This is a genomic window from Mycobacterium noviomagense (assembly GCF_010731635.1).
GTDB lineage: Bacteria > Actinomycetota > Actinomycetes > Mycobacteriales > Mycobacteriaceae > Mycobacterium > Mycobacterium noviomagense.
The window spans coordinates 917,694-932,406 of sequence record NZ_AP022583.1; the positions used below are offsets into that span (position 1 = coordinate 917,694).

Annotated in this window: 16 protein-coding genes and 1 tRNA gene; 9 read left to right on the forward strand and 8 right to left on the reverse strand. The window is 67.4% G+C overall.

What is annotated here, in order from left to right:
• Nucleotides 1-29 precede the first annotated feature (29 nt).
• The 8 genes from G6N15_RS04105 to G6N15_RS04140 all read left to right on the forward strand — a co-directional run bounded on the left by G6N15_RS04105 (nt 30) and on the right by G6N15_RS04140 (nt 6,271).
• Nucleotides 30-821, forward strand: a complete 792-nt coding sequence (locus tag G6N15_RS04105; RefSeq protein ID WP_083087170.1) for an SDR family oxidoreductase — start codon at nt 30-32, stop codon at nt 819-821.
• Nucleotides 822-824: 3 nt separating this feature from the next.
• Nucleotides 825-1,901, forward strand: a complete 1,077-nt coding sequence (locus G6N15_RS04110) for an NAD(P)H-dependent amine dehydrogenase family protein (protein ID WP_083087169.1) — start codon at nt 825-827, stop codon at nt 1,899-1,901.
• Nucleotides 1,902-1,939: 38 nt separating this feature from the next.
• Entirely contained in the window at nt 1,940-3,172 is a 1,233-nt protein-coding gene (locus G6N15_RS04115) for an Nramp family divalent metal transporter (protein WP_083087168.1), read from the forward strand.
• Nucleotides 3,173-3,269: 97 nt separating this feature from the next.
• Nucleotides 3,270-4,337 carry a poly-gamma-glutamate hydrolase family protein gene (locus G6N15_RS04120; RefSeq protein ID WP_083087167.1) on the forward strand — a complete coding sequence of 356 codons (1,068 nt, stop codon included), beginning with the start codon at nt 3,270-3,272 and terminating at the stop codon, nt 4,335-4,337.
• Nucleotides 4,338-4,352: 15 nt separating this feature from the next.
• Complete coding sequence (locus G6N15_RS04125; RefSeq protein WP_083087166.1) at nt 4,353-5,165, forward strand: LLM class F420-dependent oxidoreductase; 813 nt, start codon at nt 4,353-4,355, stop codon at nt 5,163-5,165.
• 91 nt (nt 5,166-5,256) lie between these two features.
• Nucleotides 5,257-5,487: a hypothetical protein gene (locus tag G6N15_RS04130; protein WP_083087165.1), complete on the forward strand. Its 231-nt coding sequence runs from the start codon at nt 5,257-5,259 to the stop codon at nt 5,485-5,487.
• 59 nt (nt 5,488-5,546) lie between these two features.
• Nucleotides 5,547-5,942 (forward strand): TA system VapC family ribonuclease toxin, encoded by a 396-nt coding sequence (locus G6N15_RS04135; RefSeq protein WP_083087164.1) that lies wholly within the window; start codon nt 5,547-5,549, stop codon nt 5,940-5,942.
• 256 nt (nt 5,943-6,198) lie between these two features.
• Nucleotides 6,199-6,271 (forward strand) — tRNA-Arg (locus tag G6N15_RS04140).
• Between the two features lie 32 nt (nt 6,272-6,303).
• Here the strand turns inward: G6N15_RS04140 and G6N15_RS04145 are convergent.
• The 3 genes from G6N15_RS04145 to G6N15_RS04155 form a co-directional block, all read right to left on the reverse strand.
• Nucleotides 6,304-7,746, reverse strand: a complete 1,443-nt coding sequence (locus tag G6N15_RS04145) for an amidase (protein ID WP_083087244.1) — start codon at nt 7,744-7,746, stop codon at nt 6,304-6,306.
• Nucleotides 7,747-7,833: 87 nt separating this feature from the next.
• Nucleotides 7,834-8,520, reverse strand: coding sequence for a GAF and ANTAR domain-containing protein (locus G6N15_RS04150; protein ID WP_232070412.1), 687 nt, complete (start codon nt 8,518-8,520; stop codon nt 7,834-7,836).
• Between the two features lie 215 nt (nt 8,521-8,735).
• On the reverse strand, nt 8,736-9,167 hold the full coding sequence (locus G6N15_RS04155) for a hypothetical protein (RefSeq protein ID WP_083087162.1): 432 nt from the start codon (nt 9,165-9,167) through the stop codon (nt 8,736-8,738).
• A 120-nt stretch (nt 9,168-9,287) separates the two neighbouring features.
• Between G6N15_RS04155 and G6N15_RS04160 the strand changes: the two genes are divergently transcribed.
• The gene (locus tag G6N15_RS04160; RefSeq protein WP_083087161.1) at nt 9,288-9,731 is read left to right on the forward strand and encodes a cupin domain-containing protein; all 444 of its coding nucleotides are present in this window, start codon (nt 9,288-9,290) and stop codon (nt 9,729-9,731) included.
• An 8-nt stretch (nt 9,732-9,739) separates the two neighbouring features.
• Here the strand turns inward: G6N15_RS04160 and G6N15_RS04165 are convergent, their stop codons facing one another.
• The 5 genes from G6N15_RS04165 to G6N15_RS04185 form a co-directional block, all read right to left on the reverse strand.
• Complete coding sequence (locus G6N15_RS04165; protein WP_083087160.1) at nt 9,740-10,513, reverse strand: VOC family protein; 774 nt, start codon at nt 10,511-10,513, stop codon at nt 9,740-9,742.
• A gap of 81 nt (nt 10,514-10,594) precedes the next feature.
• Nucleotides 10,595-11,032, reverse strand: a complete 438-nt coding sequence (locus tag G6N15_RS04170; protein ID WP_083087159.1) for a type II toxin-antitoxin system Rv0910 family toxin — start codon at nt 11,030-11,032, stop codon at nt 10,595-10,597.
• 182 nt (nt 11,033-11,214) lie between these two features.
• Nucleotides 11,215-12,735, reverse strand: a complete 1,521-nt coding sequence (locus G6N15_RS04175; RefSeq protein WP_163747936.1) for an HNH endonuclease signature motif containing protein — start codon at nt 12,733-12,735, stop codon at nt 11,215-11,217.
• Between the two features lie 58 nt (nt 12,736-12,793).
• Nucleotides 12,794-13,906, reverse strand: a complete 1,113-nt coding sequence (locus G6N15_RS04180; protein WP_083087654.1) for an MBL fold metallo-hydrolase — start codon at nt 13,904-13,906, stop codon at nt 12,794-12,796.
• A gap of 4 nt (nt 13,907-13,910) precedes the next feature.
• Nucleotides 13,911-14,642 carry an enoyl-CoA hydratase gene (locus G6N15_RS04185; protein WP_083087653.1) on the reverse strand — a complete coding sequence of 244 codons (732 nt, stop codon included), beginning with the start codon at nt 14,640-14,642 and terminating at the stop codon, nt 13,911-13,913.
• Nucleotides 14,643-14,713: the final 71 nt, after the last annotated feature.

Here is a 14,713-nt window from a genome sequence, read left to right on the forward strand (position 1 = left end):
AAAGCGGCCCGGCCTGTTACGGTGTCGCCGTGATCCTGGACAATTTTCGACTCGACGACAAAGTCGCTGTCATCACTGGTGCCGGCCGCGGACTCGGCGCGGCCATCGCCGTGGCATTCGCCGAGGTCGGGGCCGACGTTGTGATCGCGTCGCGGACCCAATCCCAGCTCGAGGAGGTCGCCGAACAGGTCCGTGACACCGGTCGGCGCGCCCACGTCGTCGCCGCCGACCTGGCCCACCCCGAGGCCACGGCACAGTTGGCCGGCCACGCTGTCGAGGCATTTGGAAAACTAGACATCGTCGTCAACAACGTCGGCGGCACGATGCCCAATGCGCTGCTGACCACCTCGACCAAGGACCTCAAAGAGGCATTCACCTTCAACGTCGCCACCGCCCACGCGTTGACCATGGCAGCGGTGCCACTCATGCTCGAGCACTCCGGCGGCGGCAGCATCATCAACATCACCTCGACCATGGGCAGGCTGGCCGGACGAGGTTTCGCCGCCTACGGCACCGCCAAGGCCGCTCTGGCCCACTACACCCGCTTAGCCGCGCTGGACCTGTGCCCACGGATCCGGGTCAACGCCATCGCGCCGGGCTCGATCGCCACCTCGGCGCTGGATATCGTGGCCTCCAACGACGAGCTGCGCAAGCCGATGGAAAAAGCGACACCGCTGCGGCGTCTCGGCGATCCGGTCGAGATCGCTGCTGCCGCAGTGTATTTGGCATCGCCAGCGGGCGGCTACCTGACCGGCAAGACGCTCGAGGTCGACGGCGGCCTCACCTTCCCCAACCTCGACCTACCGATCCCGGACCTGTAGACCATGGCCATTCGCGTCGCTGCGATCGGCACCGGCAACGTCGGCGCCCACGCGCTCAAAGCGCTGATCACCAACCCCGAATTCGAACTCACCGGCGTGTGGGTGTCCTCTGAGGGCAAGGCCGGCAAGGATGCGGGCGAGCTTGTCGGACTTGAGGATTCGACCGGGGTGCAAGCCAGCACCGACCTAAGCGCAGTGCTGGCCACCGGGCCGCAGTGCGCGGTCTACACCGCGATGGCCGACAACCGGCTACCCGAGGCGCTCGACGACTACCGGCGCATCCTGGCTGCCGGCGTCAACGTCGTCGGCAGCGGCCCGGTCTTCTTGCAGTACCCCTGGCAGGTGATCCCCGAGGAGCTCATCGCGCCGTTGGAAGAGGCTGCGCGAGAGGGCAATTCGAGCCTGTTCGTCAACGGGATCGACCCGGGCTTCGCCAACGACCTGCTGCCGCTGGCGTTGGCCGGCACCTGCCAGAGCATCGAGCAGGTGCGCTGCATGGAGATCGTCGACTACGCCACCTACGACAGCCCCGTCGTGATGTTCGACGTCATGGGCTTCGGCAAGCCGCTCGACGAAACCCCGATGCTGCTGCAGCCGGGCGTGCTGAGCATGGCATGGGGCTCGGTGGTGCGCCAACTCGCTGCCGGGCTTGGCATTTCGCTCGACGAGGTTACCGAGCGCTACACCCGCGAACCCGCGCCAGAGGACTTCGACATCGCCTCGGGCCACATTCCCAAGGGCAGCGCCGCGGCGCTGCGGTTCGAGGTGCTCGGCATGGTCGACGGCCAACCGGCGGTGGTGCTCGAACACGTCACCCGGTTGCGGGAAGACCTACGTCCGGACTGGCCGCAACCGGCGCAGCCCGGCGGTTCCTACCGCATCGAGATCACCGGTGAGCCGTCCTATGCGGTGGACGTCTGCTTGGGCAGCCGTCGCGGCGATCACAACCACGCCGGGCTGGTGGCGACCGCGATGCGGATCGTCAACGCGATTCCGGCGGTGGTGGCCGCCCCGGCGGGTATCCGCACCACTTTGGACTTGCCTTTGGTCACCGGTCGGGGCCTGTACACGCCGGGCTAACCTAGCTGGGTTATTTGAAGACAGCGAAAGTCGGTTAATTGGCGCAGGACACCCGAACGCGGCCGAAAACGGGGTGGTATCTGCTCGGGCCGGCGTTCGTCGCGGCCATCGCCTATGTCGATCCCGGCAATGTCGCGGCCAACGTCAGCGCCGGGGCCCAGTTCGGCTATCTGCTCCTGTGGGTGATCGTCGCCGCGAACCTGATGGCCGGACTGGTGCAATACCTGTCGGCGAAACTCGGGCTGGTCACCGGCCACTCGCTGCCCGAGGCCGTTGGCCGGCAGATCAACCGCCCTACTCGGCTCGCCTACTGGGTGCAGGCCGAGGTCGTGGCGATGGCCACCGACGTGGCCGAAGTGGTCGGCGGAGCGATCGCGCTACGCATCTTGTTCCACCTGCCGCTGCTGGTCGGCGGTCTGATCACCGGGGTGGTCTCGCTGTTGCTGCTGGCTGTCCGCGACCGCAACGGGCAGCGGTTGTTCGAGCAGCTCATCACCGGGCTGTTGTTGGTGATCGCCATCGGCTTCACCGCCAGCTTCTTTGTCGCCACACCGCCGCCGGGTGCGGTGCTCGGCGGTCTGGTGCCCCACTTCCACGGCAGCGAAAGCGTGCTGCTGGCCGCCGCGATCCTGGGCGCCACCGTCATGCCGCATGCCGTCTACCTGCATTCGGGTCTGGCTCGTGACCGACACGGCCAACCGGATGCGGGACCGCCGCGGCGCTGGCTGCTGCGGGTCACCCGCTGGGATGTCGGGTTGGCGATGACGGTCGCCGGAGGCGTGAACGCGGCGATGCTGCTGGTTGCCGCGCTCAACATGGCCGGGCGCGGCGGCACCGGTTCGATCGACGGGGCTTACGCCGCGGTGCGCGACACCGTGAATCCTTTGATCGCTGTGTTTTTCGCGGTGGGGTTGCTGATATCCGGTTTGGCGTCGGCCTCCGTGGGCGCGTATGCCGGCGCCATGATCATGCAGGGATTGCTGTACCGGTCGGTGCCGATGCTGGTGCGTCGGATGGTCACGCTGACGCCGGCAATTCTGATTCTCGCGTCGGGCTTCGACCCGACCCGGGCGCTGGTGCTGTCCCAGGTGGTGCTGTCGTTCGGCATTCCGTTCGCGCTGTTTCCGCTGGTGCGACTGACCAGCAACCGTGCGGTCATGGGCGCCGACACCAACCACCGCGTGACCACCGGCGTCGGCTGGACGATCGCCGTGATGATCAGCGTGCTCAATGTGGTGCTGATCTATCTGACCGTGCGCGGAGCGACATAACAGCCGCGCGGTGTCATCAGGCCGGCGTTTCGGATGGCTAACATCGGTCGTGTGAGCCCTGGACGCCCTGACCGTAGCCATGCGGTGAGAGGCTGACCTGGTGCGCCGCCATGCCTACTTCGCATACGGGTCGAATCTGTGTGTGCGTCAGATGGCGCGGCGCTGCCCTGACGCGGCCGAACCGCGCCCCGCGATGCTGGCCGACCACGAGTGGCTGATCAACCAGCGCGGGGTGGCCACTGTGGACCCGTTCGGTGGAAGCCACGTGCACGGTGTGCTGTGGCAGCTGTCCGATCATGACCTTGCCGCGTTGGACAGCGCCGAGGGTGTCCCGGTGCGGTACCGCCGCGATCGGCTGACCGTGCACACCGACGACGGCCCCTTCCCCGCCTGGGTCTACATCGACCACCGCGTGACCCCTGGCGCGCCCCGGCCCGGCTACCTGGAACGCATCATCGACGGCGCGCTACATCACCGGCTGCCCCACCGCTGGGTCGACTACTTGCGCCGGTGGGATCCGTCCCGGTGGCCGCGTCCGCCTGCGTCGAGTTCGCTTGCGCCGCAGTCTCTTTCAGCGCTACTGGCCGATCCTGGTGTCGTCGAGATGACCCGGCTGCGGTCGCGGTTCGGCTTTCTGGCCTTTCACGGCGGCGGCTTGGAACAGATGACCGACGTGATCGCCGAACGTGCCGCCGACGCCGCCGACGCTTCGGTGTATCTGGTGCGCCATCCCGATCGCTATCCGCATCATCTGTCCTCGGTTCGGTTCCGCCCCGACGAGTCGCCGCGGCTCGCCGAGTTCCTCGACCACGTCGATGTCGCGGTCGCCCTGCATGGCTACAGCCGGTTCGGGCGCAGCACACAACTGCTGGCCGGTGGCCGCAACCGCGACCTGGCCACCCACCTGGCCCGCCACCTCGACCTGCCCGGCTATCACGTGGTCACCGACTTGGATGCCATCCCGCGCGAGCTTCGCGGCCTGCACCCGGACAACCCGGTCAACCGGGTGCGCGCGGGCGGAGTCCAGTTGGAGCTGTCGGCGCGGGTGCGCGGCATCAGCCCCCGCAGTCCCCTGCCCGACGACGACGGGCTGTCACCGGTGACCTCCGCTTTGGTGCAGGGTCTCGTGGCCGCGGGGCGCAGCTGGGAAACACGGTCCAAGTAGATCGGAATTGGGCTGATGAGCAAGGATTTTCGCTTTTCCATCGGCATCCACGCCGTGAAATCGCGTTCGGCTCTGCATGAGAAGGCGCGCCGCCTGGAGGGTGTGGGATTCGACGTCTTGTACCTGCCGGACCACCTCGGCGCGCCAGCTCCGTTCCCCGCGCTGACGGCGATCGCTGCGGCCACCAGCATGGTCCGGGTGGGCACCTATGTGCTCAACGCGTGCTTCTACAAGCCGGCTCTGCTGGCCCGTGATGCTGCGGGAGTCGACTTGCTCAGCGATGGCCGCCTCGAAGTCGGGCTCGGCGCCGGCTATGTGCGCGAAGAATTCGAGGCCGCCGAGCTGCCCTACCCCAGTGCGCGACAGCGCGTCGACTACCTCGAACATGTGACGGCCTACCTCAAAAAGCACCTGCCGAGCGTGCCGATTCTGATCGCCGGCAACGGCGACCGGCTGCTGACCGTGGCCGCCCGGCACGCCGACATCGTCGGGCTCACCGGCGCCAGCCCGCGCGGCGGCGGTGACCCGCTGGCCGAACGCATTGAGTTCGTCCGCGCCGCCGCCGGCGACCGAGATCTCGAACTGAACCTCGCGATCACCGCGGTGCCGGCCGACAGCTCGGGAATGCCCGACCTCTCCTTGACTCGCAGATATGCGCCGGCATTGTCGGATGAGGAGCTGCTCGCGCTGCCGGCGGTGCTGAGCGGGTCGCCCCGCGAGATGGCCGACAGGTTGCGCGGGTACCGGGAGACGTACGGGGTGACGTCGTTCACCGTGCAGGAAAACCACGCGGAGAGTTTTGCCAAGGTGATCGCGGAGCTGCGCTGAGATTTCAGCGTAAGCTGCCAGCCGGTCCGCCCTCGGGGACCTGTCCTCATCCGCAGATCTGCATCACAGAGTATTCAGTTATGATGCAAACATGCGGACCACTGTCGACCTCCCTCCAGCCGTGCACAAACGTGCCGCCCAGCTCGCCAAGGCGCGAGGCCAGTCGCTGTCCGCGACAGTGGCGGAGCTGGCCGCGCGGGGGCTAAGCCAACTCGACCAACCGCTGCGCATCTCGATCGACAAGCGCTCCGGTTTCCCGGTGGTAAGCGTCGGCCGGCGGATCACTGCCGAGGATGTCGCCGGCGCGCTGGACGATGAGTGAGCGAGCTTGCCGGACGAACCATCGACACCTCTCGCCGCTCGCGCCTGTGAGGCGTCCACGTGAGTCCACATCTGCTCGACGCCAGCGTGCTGATCGCGCTCACGGTCGCCGAGCACGAACATCACCAGCGGGTGTCGCGATGGGCGGCAGGCATCGATAGCTTCGCCGTCTGCCCCATCACCGAGGGTGCGCTGATTCGCTTCCTGGTCAGGATCGGTGAGAGCGCCGCCGCGGCTGCCGATCTGGTACGCGCCGTCCACCGTCGGCCAGGCGTCGAGTTCTGGCCTGACTCAATCTCCTACAGCGACGCCCACCTCACCCACGTGACGGGCCACCGCCAGGTTACGGACGCCTACCTGGCGAGCTTGGCCGAGGCCAACCAGGGACTGCTCGCCACCCTGGACGAGCCGCTGGCAAAACATTTCCCTAATGCGACTGTGTTGATCCCCCAGTAGGCGCACACGCCGACGGCGGCAGGGAGTCCATGACCGCTGCTACGGCTAGCCCGAAGACTCCGCAAGCCTCAACAACACTCGGGCCGAGTGTGTTTATCGCCGTGCCCGCTACACTCAGACCCGACACATCCCGACAACCAGCGAAACAGCCCAGAACGCCATAAGGACGCCCCAGAACACCACCGGAACCATCCGTGGCCCCGAACGGCTAGGTTTTAGTCGGGTATTCAAAGACGTCCCCAGCCGTTAGCCCCCCGCCCTCGTAGCTCAGGGGATAGAGCACGGCTCTCCTAAAGCCGGTGTCGCAGGTTCGAATCCTGCCGGGGGCACCCATTTCCGCAGGTCAGAGCGGGTATCTTCGTCAGGGAACGCTTGGCTGGTGTGACGACCACGGGTGGGCCGATTCCAGTTGGGAGGCGACCCGAATGAGGACATCCTCTCGACCGTAGGCGGCGGCGAGCTGGATGCCGATGGGCAGACCCTCGGCGTTGCGATGCAGGGGAAGGCTGATCGCCGGCTGCCCGCTCAGGTTGAACGCCGGCGTGAACGCGGCGAACCGTCCGGCGCGGCGTTGCGGTGCCGTCGGGTGCTCGGGGTCGTTCTCGAACTCCGTCAATGGCAGCGGTGGTTCGGCCAGTGTCGGGGTGAGCAGCAGGTCCCAGCCGTCGGCCCACCACTGCTGCAGGGCGCGCCGGAATGCCCAGCAAGCCTCTTGGGCTGCGGCGTAGTCGACGGCGGTCAGCCGCCGGGCCTGCTCGACGAGCGCCCAGTTCACCGGCTCCATGTCATTTGCCGTGACCTCGCGCCCCAGTTTCTCGCCGATTCCGCGTGCCGCCACCGCCATTTGCGTGGCCCAGAGCGCCATGAACTTGTACACCAACGTGGCGTCGGCAAGGCACTTCGGCCACGCCGGCTCGACGATGTGCCCCAGACCCTCCAGCATCGAGGCCGCGGCGCGCGCCGCCGCAATGCAGTCGCTGTGCAGGAAGTCGCCGCGCGGATGGACGTCGAGCAGCCCAACGCGCAGCCGGCCAGGATCGGCGACCACCTCGTCGAGGTATGGCCGTTCGGGCGGTGGCGCGATCACGGTGTCGCCGACCCCGGGACCCCGCACCGCATCGAGCAGTCCTGCCGTGTCGCGCACCGTGCGGCTGACGCACAGCTCGACCCCAAGCCCCGCCTCCGCGCGCACCGGTCCGGTAGTGGTCCGTCCCTGGCTCGGCTTGAGTCCCACCACACCGCAGCAGGATGCCGGGATGCGGATGCTGCCGCCGCCGTCCGAGGCATTGGCGAACGGAACCATTCCGGCGGCCACCGCGGCGGCAGCCCCGCCACTGGACCCGCCCGGCGTGCGATCCAAGGCCCACGGGTTGTGGGTCGCACCCCAGGCCACCGGCTGCGCCGTCGGCAGACTGCCCAGCTCCGAGGTATTCGTCCGACCCGCGATCACGAGCCCGGCCGCCTTGAACCGGGCGACCAACGTCGTATCCACTGTGTCGATCTTGGCCGCCTCTTTCAACGCCACATTGCCGTTCGACAGCGTCTGGCCGGCGAAGCTTGTATACAGGTCCTTCAGCAGAAACGGGACGCCGCGAAACGGGCCATCGGGAAGGTTTTTATCGGCAGCGACCGAACGGGCGTGGTCGAACCACTCGATGACCACCGCGTTCAACGACGGGTTCGACCGCTCGATCCGCTGGATCGCCGCCTCCAGCAGCTCCCTGGGCGTGACCTCGCCTTTGGCCACCAGCGTGGCCTGGTCCGTGGCATCCATCCACCGCGTCTCGTCACCAAGACCACCCATGGCTCCCGGTTCTACCACGACCGACATCATGGGCCCGGGTGCGAATGAGGGCATTGCAGAAAACGGCCGACTAACGCCGACAGCTGGTCAATCCCCGCGGGTCTCGACGACCCGCCGCGCAATCTCGGCCAGCCGGATGTTCATGATCTGCGACAGCTCGCGCAGCATGTCGAACGCGCGCATGGCATCGACGTCGAACCGTTCCATGAGGATGCCCTTCGCCTGGCCGATGACATCCCGGCTGTTCAATGCGGACCGCAGCTCTTCACCATGCCGGCTGGCCATAATCGCCGCGGCGGCGTGGGCACCGAGCACCGATCCGATGGCTTCCGATTCGGCGTTGAATACGTTGGGCCGCAAGCCGAAGACATTCAAGGCGCCCGCGCTGCGGTCACCGGCGTAGAGCTTGTAAGAAAGACAGCTGCGCACACCGATCTCGCTGACCGCGCGGGAAAAGTTCGGCCACCGGGGCTCTTTTGTGAAGTCGTCGGTGCGCAGCATCAGCTCGTCTTCTGCGGCATCGAGACAGGGACCTTCATGGTATTTCGCTTGCAGCTCATCGACTTTGTAGACAAGGTCGGAGGTACCGAAAAGCGACTGGAACTTGCGCCCGGGCGCGACCAGCAGCACGCCGGCAGTGTCGGCGCCAGGTATCAACTCAACCGCCGCGTCTGTTACCCGTACCAAGACGTCGTCGACGTTGCGCGGTGGCGCGATAGAACGGGCCAGCTCCGCCATGCGCAAAGCCAGCTCGTGATTGGACAGCTCGGCCACACGCACGGACTTTCCCGAGCTGCGCCGCATTAAACCGCAGGCAAATAGCACGTATGACGCCGCGACGATGTTTGTCGATCGCCGCCGAGGGCAATGTGGCTCGAAGGTGGGCGGGTAGGTCGACCTGTCCGTCCACTCAGGTCTCGTCGGTTCAGCCCGAGAGCCGACGGGACCGCCTCCGGCCGCGCCCCGCTCACCCGTGAGCGGGGCGCGGCTTAAACGTCTACTTTCAGCGTCAGTGACGACACCACGGCCCACGCCGAACAGCACACCGCAGCAGCCGTGCCGGCGGCGCCGACATACAGCCCATAAGCGGCCGACACGGGAGGCTTCACGTTGATGGTGTAGTACCACCACGTCAGCACCCCGATGAGCAGCGAGATGGTCAGCGCGGCAATCGAGGCGAGTCTGGGCGAGAGGCCACGGCCGACCATCGCGCCCGCCACCACGAGTGTCGAAGACAGCAACACGATCAACTGGCCGGCGCCGAATCCGGGCGGAAGTCGCAGGCTGCCAATGCTGCCCCCGATCGCGTTGGCCCAGCCGCCGCCGTTGACCGACGTCGTCAGCCACGGCAGCCATGCGCTGACCGCCACGACCGCCGCGAACAACGCGACCAGCCAACCCGGGCGAAGGCGGCGGCTCATGGTTGCGACCCTAACTTCCGCCGCCGCGTTCACCGCTCGGCACACGCTGCAAGCCGCTCGCCCGGTGTTGGTCTCTAGGGTGGAGCCCAAGACCTCGAAGGCAGACATCAAGGCGGTGCGATGACCGAGCTCCCGGATTGGGCTCGCCCGCTGGACCTGGCGCCCAACCCAGAGGGCGGCTGGTTCCGGCAAACGTGGCGCAGCGATGTGACCGTCAGCCAGTCCGCGTTGCCGCCGGACTACACCGGGCCGCGTAGCGCCGGAACGGCGATCCTGCTGCTGCTCATGCCCGGCCAGCACTCGGCGTGGCACACGGTGCGCAGCGCCGAGATGTGGCTGCACCACCGGGGTAGCCCGCTGCTGCTCGATGTCGGAAGCGAACGAGACAGCGCCACAACGCATGTGCTGGGCAGCGACATCCTGGCCGGCGAGCGCCCCCAGGTGCTGGTGCCGCCGCGCCACTGGCAGCGGGCCCGTCCCCGCGACGACGAGCCGAGCCTGGTCAGCTGCGTGGTGGTGCCGGGTTTCGACTACGCCGACTTCGGCCTCGGGCCCGCGGAATAGCTCGCGGACTAACCCTGCAGCGACGACAGGTTGAACACCGCACCGGTGGGATCGGCGGCCGCCGCCAGCCGACCATAGGGGGTGTCTTCGGCCGCGCGCAGCACCGCGCCGCCGTTGTCGGTGATCACCTGCAGGGTCTTGTCGACATGCTGGGCGCCGAAGAAGATGCTCCAGGTCGACGGCATCTCCGAGGCCAGGCAGCCCGCGCCGTCCATCACCCCGAGCAGCTGCTGATCACCGAATGACGCAGTGGCGTAGCGGAATTCGTCGCTATCGGAGACCTGCTCAGTCCGCCACGCGAGTACCTTTTGGTAGAAGTCGACAGCCGCGCGGAAATCGCGGGTGGTGAGCTGGTGCCATACCGGTGCGCTGGCTTCGCCGACCACTTCGAAGCCCTGGTGCTCCAGCGGCTGCCACAGACCGAAAGGCGCTCCTGTCGGGTCGCTTGCCATGCTCATGAAACCCTTGGCAGGCACCTCCATCGGCGCAATACACGACGAGCCGCCCGCCGCGGTCAGCGCCGACACCGTGGCCTGGATATCGGCGGTGTGGAAGTAGGTAGTCCAATGGTCGGGAGACTGCCACTCGGGATTGTTGGCCATCAGCCCGGCGACCGGGTGGCCGTCCTTGGCGGCGTTGATGTAGCCACCGTATTCGGGTCCGGCGGACTCGAACGTCCAGCCGAAGAGGCTGCCATAGAAGTCTTGGGCGCGGTCGACGTCAGACGACGTCAGATCGATCCACGTTGGGGCGCCCAGCGGCGCGCGGTGACGAACTGGCACGGTGACCTCCTCGGTAGGCGGGCCCCGTCATCGGGGTCACTGCTACCGACTGCCGCCGAAGCCGAAACTCATCGCGACGAATCAGGTTCCGGCGAAGACCTTGACGAACTTCTCCAGTGATTCGCGGATGTCGCTCTTGAGCGCGCCGGCAACCAACATTCCGATCGGCCCGAACAGCGCGGGACCGCCGAGGTGGACGTCGAAGCTGACGACCGAGCCGTCACCCTTGGGTTTGACTTTGGCGAGCAGCTTGACCTTGACACCGCCGACGCCGTCGCCGTTGAGCGTCATCGCCTCCGGTGGCTTGTAGTGCACGATCGTCCACTTGATCCGGTTGGGCATGCCCTTGACTTCGACGATCGACTCAATCACGGTGCCTTTTTCGAGGTTTTCGGGCAGCTTGCTGCGCCATACCCGGTGAATGGTCAGCCATTCCTTGTAGCGGGACAGGTCAGAGGCGTGCGCCCACGCCTCTTCTGGCGGCAGTGGTACGTCGATGGATCCGGAGAGTTTTGCCATAGTTCAGTTCTGCAGGTCTCACACGGCGTCGTCGATGAGGGCATTCTTGGCGAACAGATCTGTGGGCTTGTCCAAGAAACCCATATGCCGTCCTTTCCGTAGCTGACCCTACCTGGCGGTCGCGTCGTGGCAGAGGGGCGCATCAATCGTTCAGCGGCCCTTCGGTCCTCGTTGAGCCCACCTCAAAACGGTGGTGGATCGTCGTCGTCGGCTGCGGGCGGGGCGGGTCCGAGGTCGAAGTAGCTGAGGCGTTTTTCTCGGTTGGCGATGCGGGCGTTGTGGTTGTGGCGGCGTTCGGTGGCGATGCGCTGGGCTCGGTCTTGGGCTCGGGTGCGCCGGCGCTTGGGCATCATCGCCGTGCGCTCGGCGCAGTAGTCAGCCGGCGGCTCGGCTGGCGGCACCGGCGGTTGGCCGGTGGGCCGGCACAGACTCGGGAACAGCAGCGCGCTGCCCGGGGTAGTGACATAGGTGTGCCCGCTCGGCGCGGTCACGATCAGCGTGCCATCCGGCAGCTGCTGGTCGCGCCAGCCCCAAAACGTCTTCTTCACCAAATGATGCGCGCGGCAATAACATTTGAGGTTCGACGCATGCGTGGGCCCGCCCGCGGCATAGGGGATCGTGTGATCCAGGTCGCAGTCGAAGGCGGGGCGGTCGCAGCCCGGCCAGCGGCAGGTCAAATCCCGGCACCGCACAAAATCGGCCAGCGCCGTCGACGGCGCATAGCCGCGCTCCGGTGGGGCATCAGCGGGATGAGCCAGCGCCACCAGCTTGGCCGACTTGGCTAGTTCGGCCACCATTTCCGGGGAGATGAGCCCCTCGGCGCCGACCAGCGCCCCGGGCTCGCTTGCCGTGCCGGCGATGGTGGCCTGTTCGGCGATCACATGAACCACCACCGGCGAGGCGGGCCGCCGATCCCCGGCCACACAATCGGGGCGCGCGCGACACCCCAACCGATCCGCCCCGGCCGCCAACGCCCCCAGCGCGTCGGCGCGGCGCTGGGCGCGGGTGCGCGGATCGTGCGCGCACACCGTGCCCGCCAACGCGTCCAGCCGCTGGTCCAGCGCCTGGGCGTCGGTGCTGAACAAGGTGCCGTGAATCTCGGCGGTGCCCTCCACCTCAGCGCCGATCCAGACCTCCCGATCGTCCTGGTACTGCTTGCGCCGGCGCACCGCGTCGGCATCGGCTGCAGCGACGATCTTGTCGATCTGTCCGGCCAGCCGGCCCTGGGTCAGCGACGGCCAGCGCGCCACCTGGATCGCCAGCTCGGCGTCGACGGCGGCCAGCACCGCGGGGTCGGTGATCAAATCGGTGCGAAACACGATGGTCTGAAACAGCCGCAACCCGATCTCGCCGGCTTCAAACACCGCGGCCACCTTGGGTAGCCGCTCCCGCATGGCCCGCGCGTAACGCAGCCGACTGCCCGCGAGCCCGCGGCTGATCCGCAACGCGGCGCCCACCTCGGCGCTCACCGCTTCTTCGGTGTCGATGGCCCAGTCTTCGGTCTCCGAGCAGCGGGATAGCCGATAGCCAAACAACTCACCAATGGCGACCAACTGCGCGGCCGCGGCCCGGTTTTCGGCCCGCGCCAAGGCGCAGATCTGATCGATAAGCGCCGCCGACTCGCGCGTGGTCGAGGGATGCCGGCGCTCGAAGAGCTCGTCAAAGCGAGCAATCACCTCCGCCCGCGCCGCCTCATCGAACATGTGTGCGAGTATGCCAGGGTGGCCCGACAAAAATGGTCGCAGCTCGAGGGCAAGCGACTTAGGGACGCCACCACGGGATCGGTTCGGCGGGTTCCTCGGCGTCCACGCGCTCACCAGGTTTGGGCACCGCAACCCGAACCTGGGCCGCGTCAGCCGCGGGCAGCAACCGCTCGATCGGCTCCGCCCACGGATGCGGCGCCAGCCGGAACGTGCCCCAATGGATCGGCACCAATAGCCCGGAGCCTGTGACGTCCCGGTGGGCCTGGACCGCTTCCTCGGGATTCATGTGGATGTCCGGCCAAGCCTTGTTGTATGCGCCGACCGGCATCAGCGTCAGGTCGAACGGACCGTGGTCGTCGCCCACCTGAGCGAAGCTCTTGGTATAGCCGCTGTCGCCGGCGAAGTACGCGCGGCGGTTCGGCCCGATCAGCGCCCACGACGCCCACAGCGTGTTGTTACGGCTCAGGAAACGCCCCGAGAAATGGCGTGCCGGCGTGCAAATCAGGGTCAGCTCGTCGAGCTGGGTGCGCTCGAACCAGTCCAGTTCGATGATCCGTTCCTCCGGGATGCCCCAGGCGCGAAGATGCGCACCCACCCCCAGCGGCACGACGAATGGGGCCCATTGGCTGTGAGCCAGCGCGATGACGGTGTCGTGGTCGAGATGGTCGTAGTGGTCGTGGCTGATGACGACGGCGTCGACGGCGGGCAGCGCATCCACCTGCATCGGCGGCGGATGCAGCCGCTCAGGGCCGATCACGTCGGACGGCGAGCAGCGGTGACTCCACACCGGATCGGTCAGGACGCGGTAACCGTCGATTTCCAGCAGCGCTGTGGCGTGGCCGAACCAGGTGACCGCGAGCCGGCCCGGGCTGTCGTCGAGCCTCCCCGGTCGGGCCAACGGGATCGGCACGGGTGGCCGCGTGGTTTTCCGTGCGCCGATGATCTCCCGCACGATCAGCTGCTGCTGCTCGCGGTCGAGGTTGAACAGCGAAGCCGGGTCGAGGTTGACGAAGACGCCGTCCCGGTAGTTCGGTGAACGCTGCGCCACCTCGCGGATCGCGGCCGGGTCGGCGCCGAGGGCGGCCGGAGCGCCGTGCAGTGCCCGCAGCGCCCATCCGCCGACCGCCAATGTGGCAGTGCCCGCCACCAGCCGCAGTGGTCCGCGAAGCATTCGTTCAGGCTCCCTGGAAGTTCGGTGGCCGTTTCTGTATGCGAGCGACCTGGGCCTCGATCGCGTCCTGGCTGGCCCACGCCTTATCGAACAGCTCCTTGTGGACCGGCGACGCTTCCTCGATGGCGCCGTCGTCGTTGAGCACTCGCTTGGCGTGCTGCAGCGCCAGAGGCGCCAGCCCGGCGATCTCCGCCGCCCAGGCCTGCGCATCGGCCACCGTGCCGATCCGGTTGGCCATGCCGGTGGCCAGCGCCACGTCGGCCGGCAGCTTCTCGGCGGCCAGCAGCATCGCCCGCGCGCGGCCGTGACCTACCAGCGAGCACAGCCGACGGATGCTCCAGTTATCAAGTGCCAGGCCGTATTTCGAGGTGGGGAACTGGAAGAACGCGTCTGGGGCAACGACCCGCAGATCGCACTGCATCGCCAGCTGCAAGCCGGCGCCGATGGCCGGTCCGTTGATGGCGCCGATCACCGGCATCGGCGCGGCATCCATCGCTTTGTGCAACGCGATGAGCCGGTCCGGATAGTCGGCGGCGAACGCGTCTCCGCTCAGGTCTGCGCCAGCGCAGAACACGGTGCCCTGACCGGTCAGCACGATCGCGCGCACATTTTCGGCCGCCGCTTTTTCCACGGCTTCGCGCAGCTCCTCGACCAGCTCGGAGTTCAGGGCGTTTCGCCGCTCAGCACGCTGCAGCTCAATGGTGGTGACGGCTTCGACGCGGGTGACACCGATCATGCGCGCCAGCCTAACGGGCTAGGCCGACGCGGAGTGGTCCGCGTCATGTTGCGACGTCCCGCTGCAATGCC

What these genes read in the sequence shown, in the direction of transcription:
- G6N15_RS04130 (WP_083087165.1), top strand. Translation starts at nt 5,257, where the DNA reads ATGCGGACCACTGTCGACCTCCCTCCAGCCGTGCACAAACGTGCCGCC.
- G6N15_RS04175 (WP_163747936.1), bottom strand. Translation starts at nt 12,735, where the DNA reads ATGTTCGATGAGGCGGCGCGGGCGGAGGTGATTGCTCGCTTTGACGAG.
- G6N15_RS04155 (WP_083087162.1), bottom strand. Translation starts at nt 9,167, where the DNA reads ATGAGCCGCCGCCTTCGCCCGGGTTGGCTGGTCGCGTTGTTCGCGGCG.
- G6N15_RS04160 (WP_083087161.1), top strand. Translation starts at nt 9,288, where the DNA reads ATGACCGAGCTCCCGGATTGGGCTCGCCCGCTGGACCTGGCGCCCAAC.
- G6N15_RS04170 (WP_083087159.1), bottom strand. Translation starts at nt 11,032, where the DNA reads ATGGCAAAACTCTCCGGATCCATCGACGTACCACTGCCGCCAGAAGAG.
- G6N15_RS04145 (WP_083087244.1), bottom strand. Translation starts at nt 7,746, where the DNA reads ATGGGTGGTCTTGGTGACGAGACGCGGTGGATGGATGCCACGGACCAG.
- G6N15_RS04110 (WP_083087169.1), top strand. Translation starts at nt 825, where the DNA reads ATGGCCATTCGCGTCGCTGCGATCGGCACCGGCAACGTCGGCGCCCAC.
- G6N15_RS04125 (WP_083087166.1), top strand. Translation starts at nt 4,353, where the DNA reads ATGAGCAAGGATTTTCGCTTTTCCATCGGCATCCACGCCGTGAAATCG.
- G6N15_RS04180 (WP_083087654.1), bottom strand. Translation starts at nt 13,906, where the DNA reads ATGCTTCGCGGACCACTGCGGCTGGTGGCGGGCACTGCCACATTGGCG.
- G6N15_RS04185 (WP_083087653.1), bottom strand. Translation starts at nt 14,642, where the DNA reads ATGATCGGTGTCACCCGCGTCGAAGCCGTCACCACCATTGAGCTGCAG.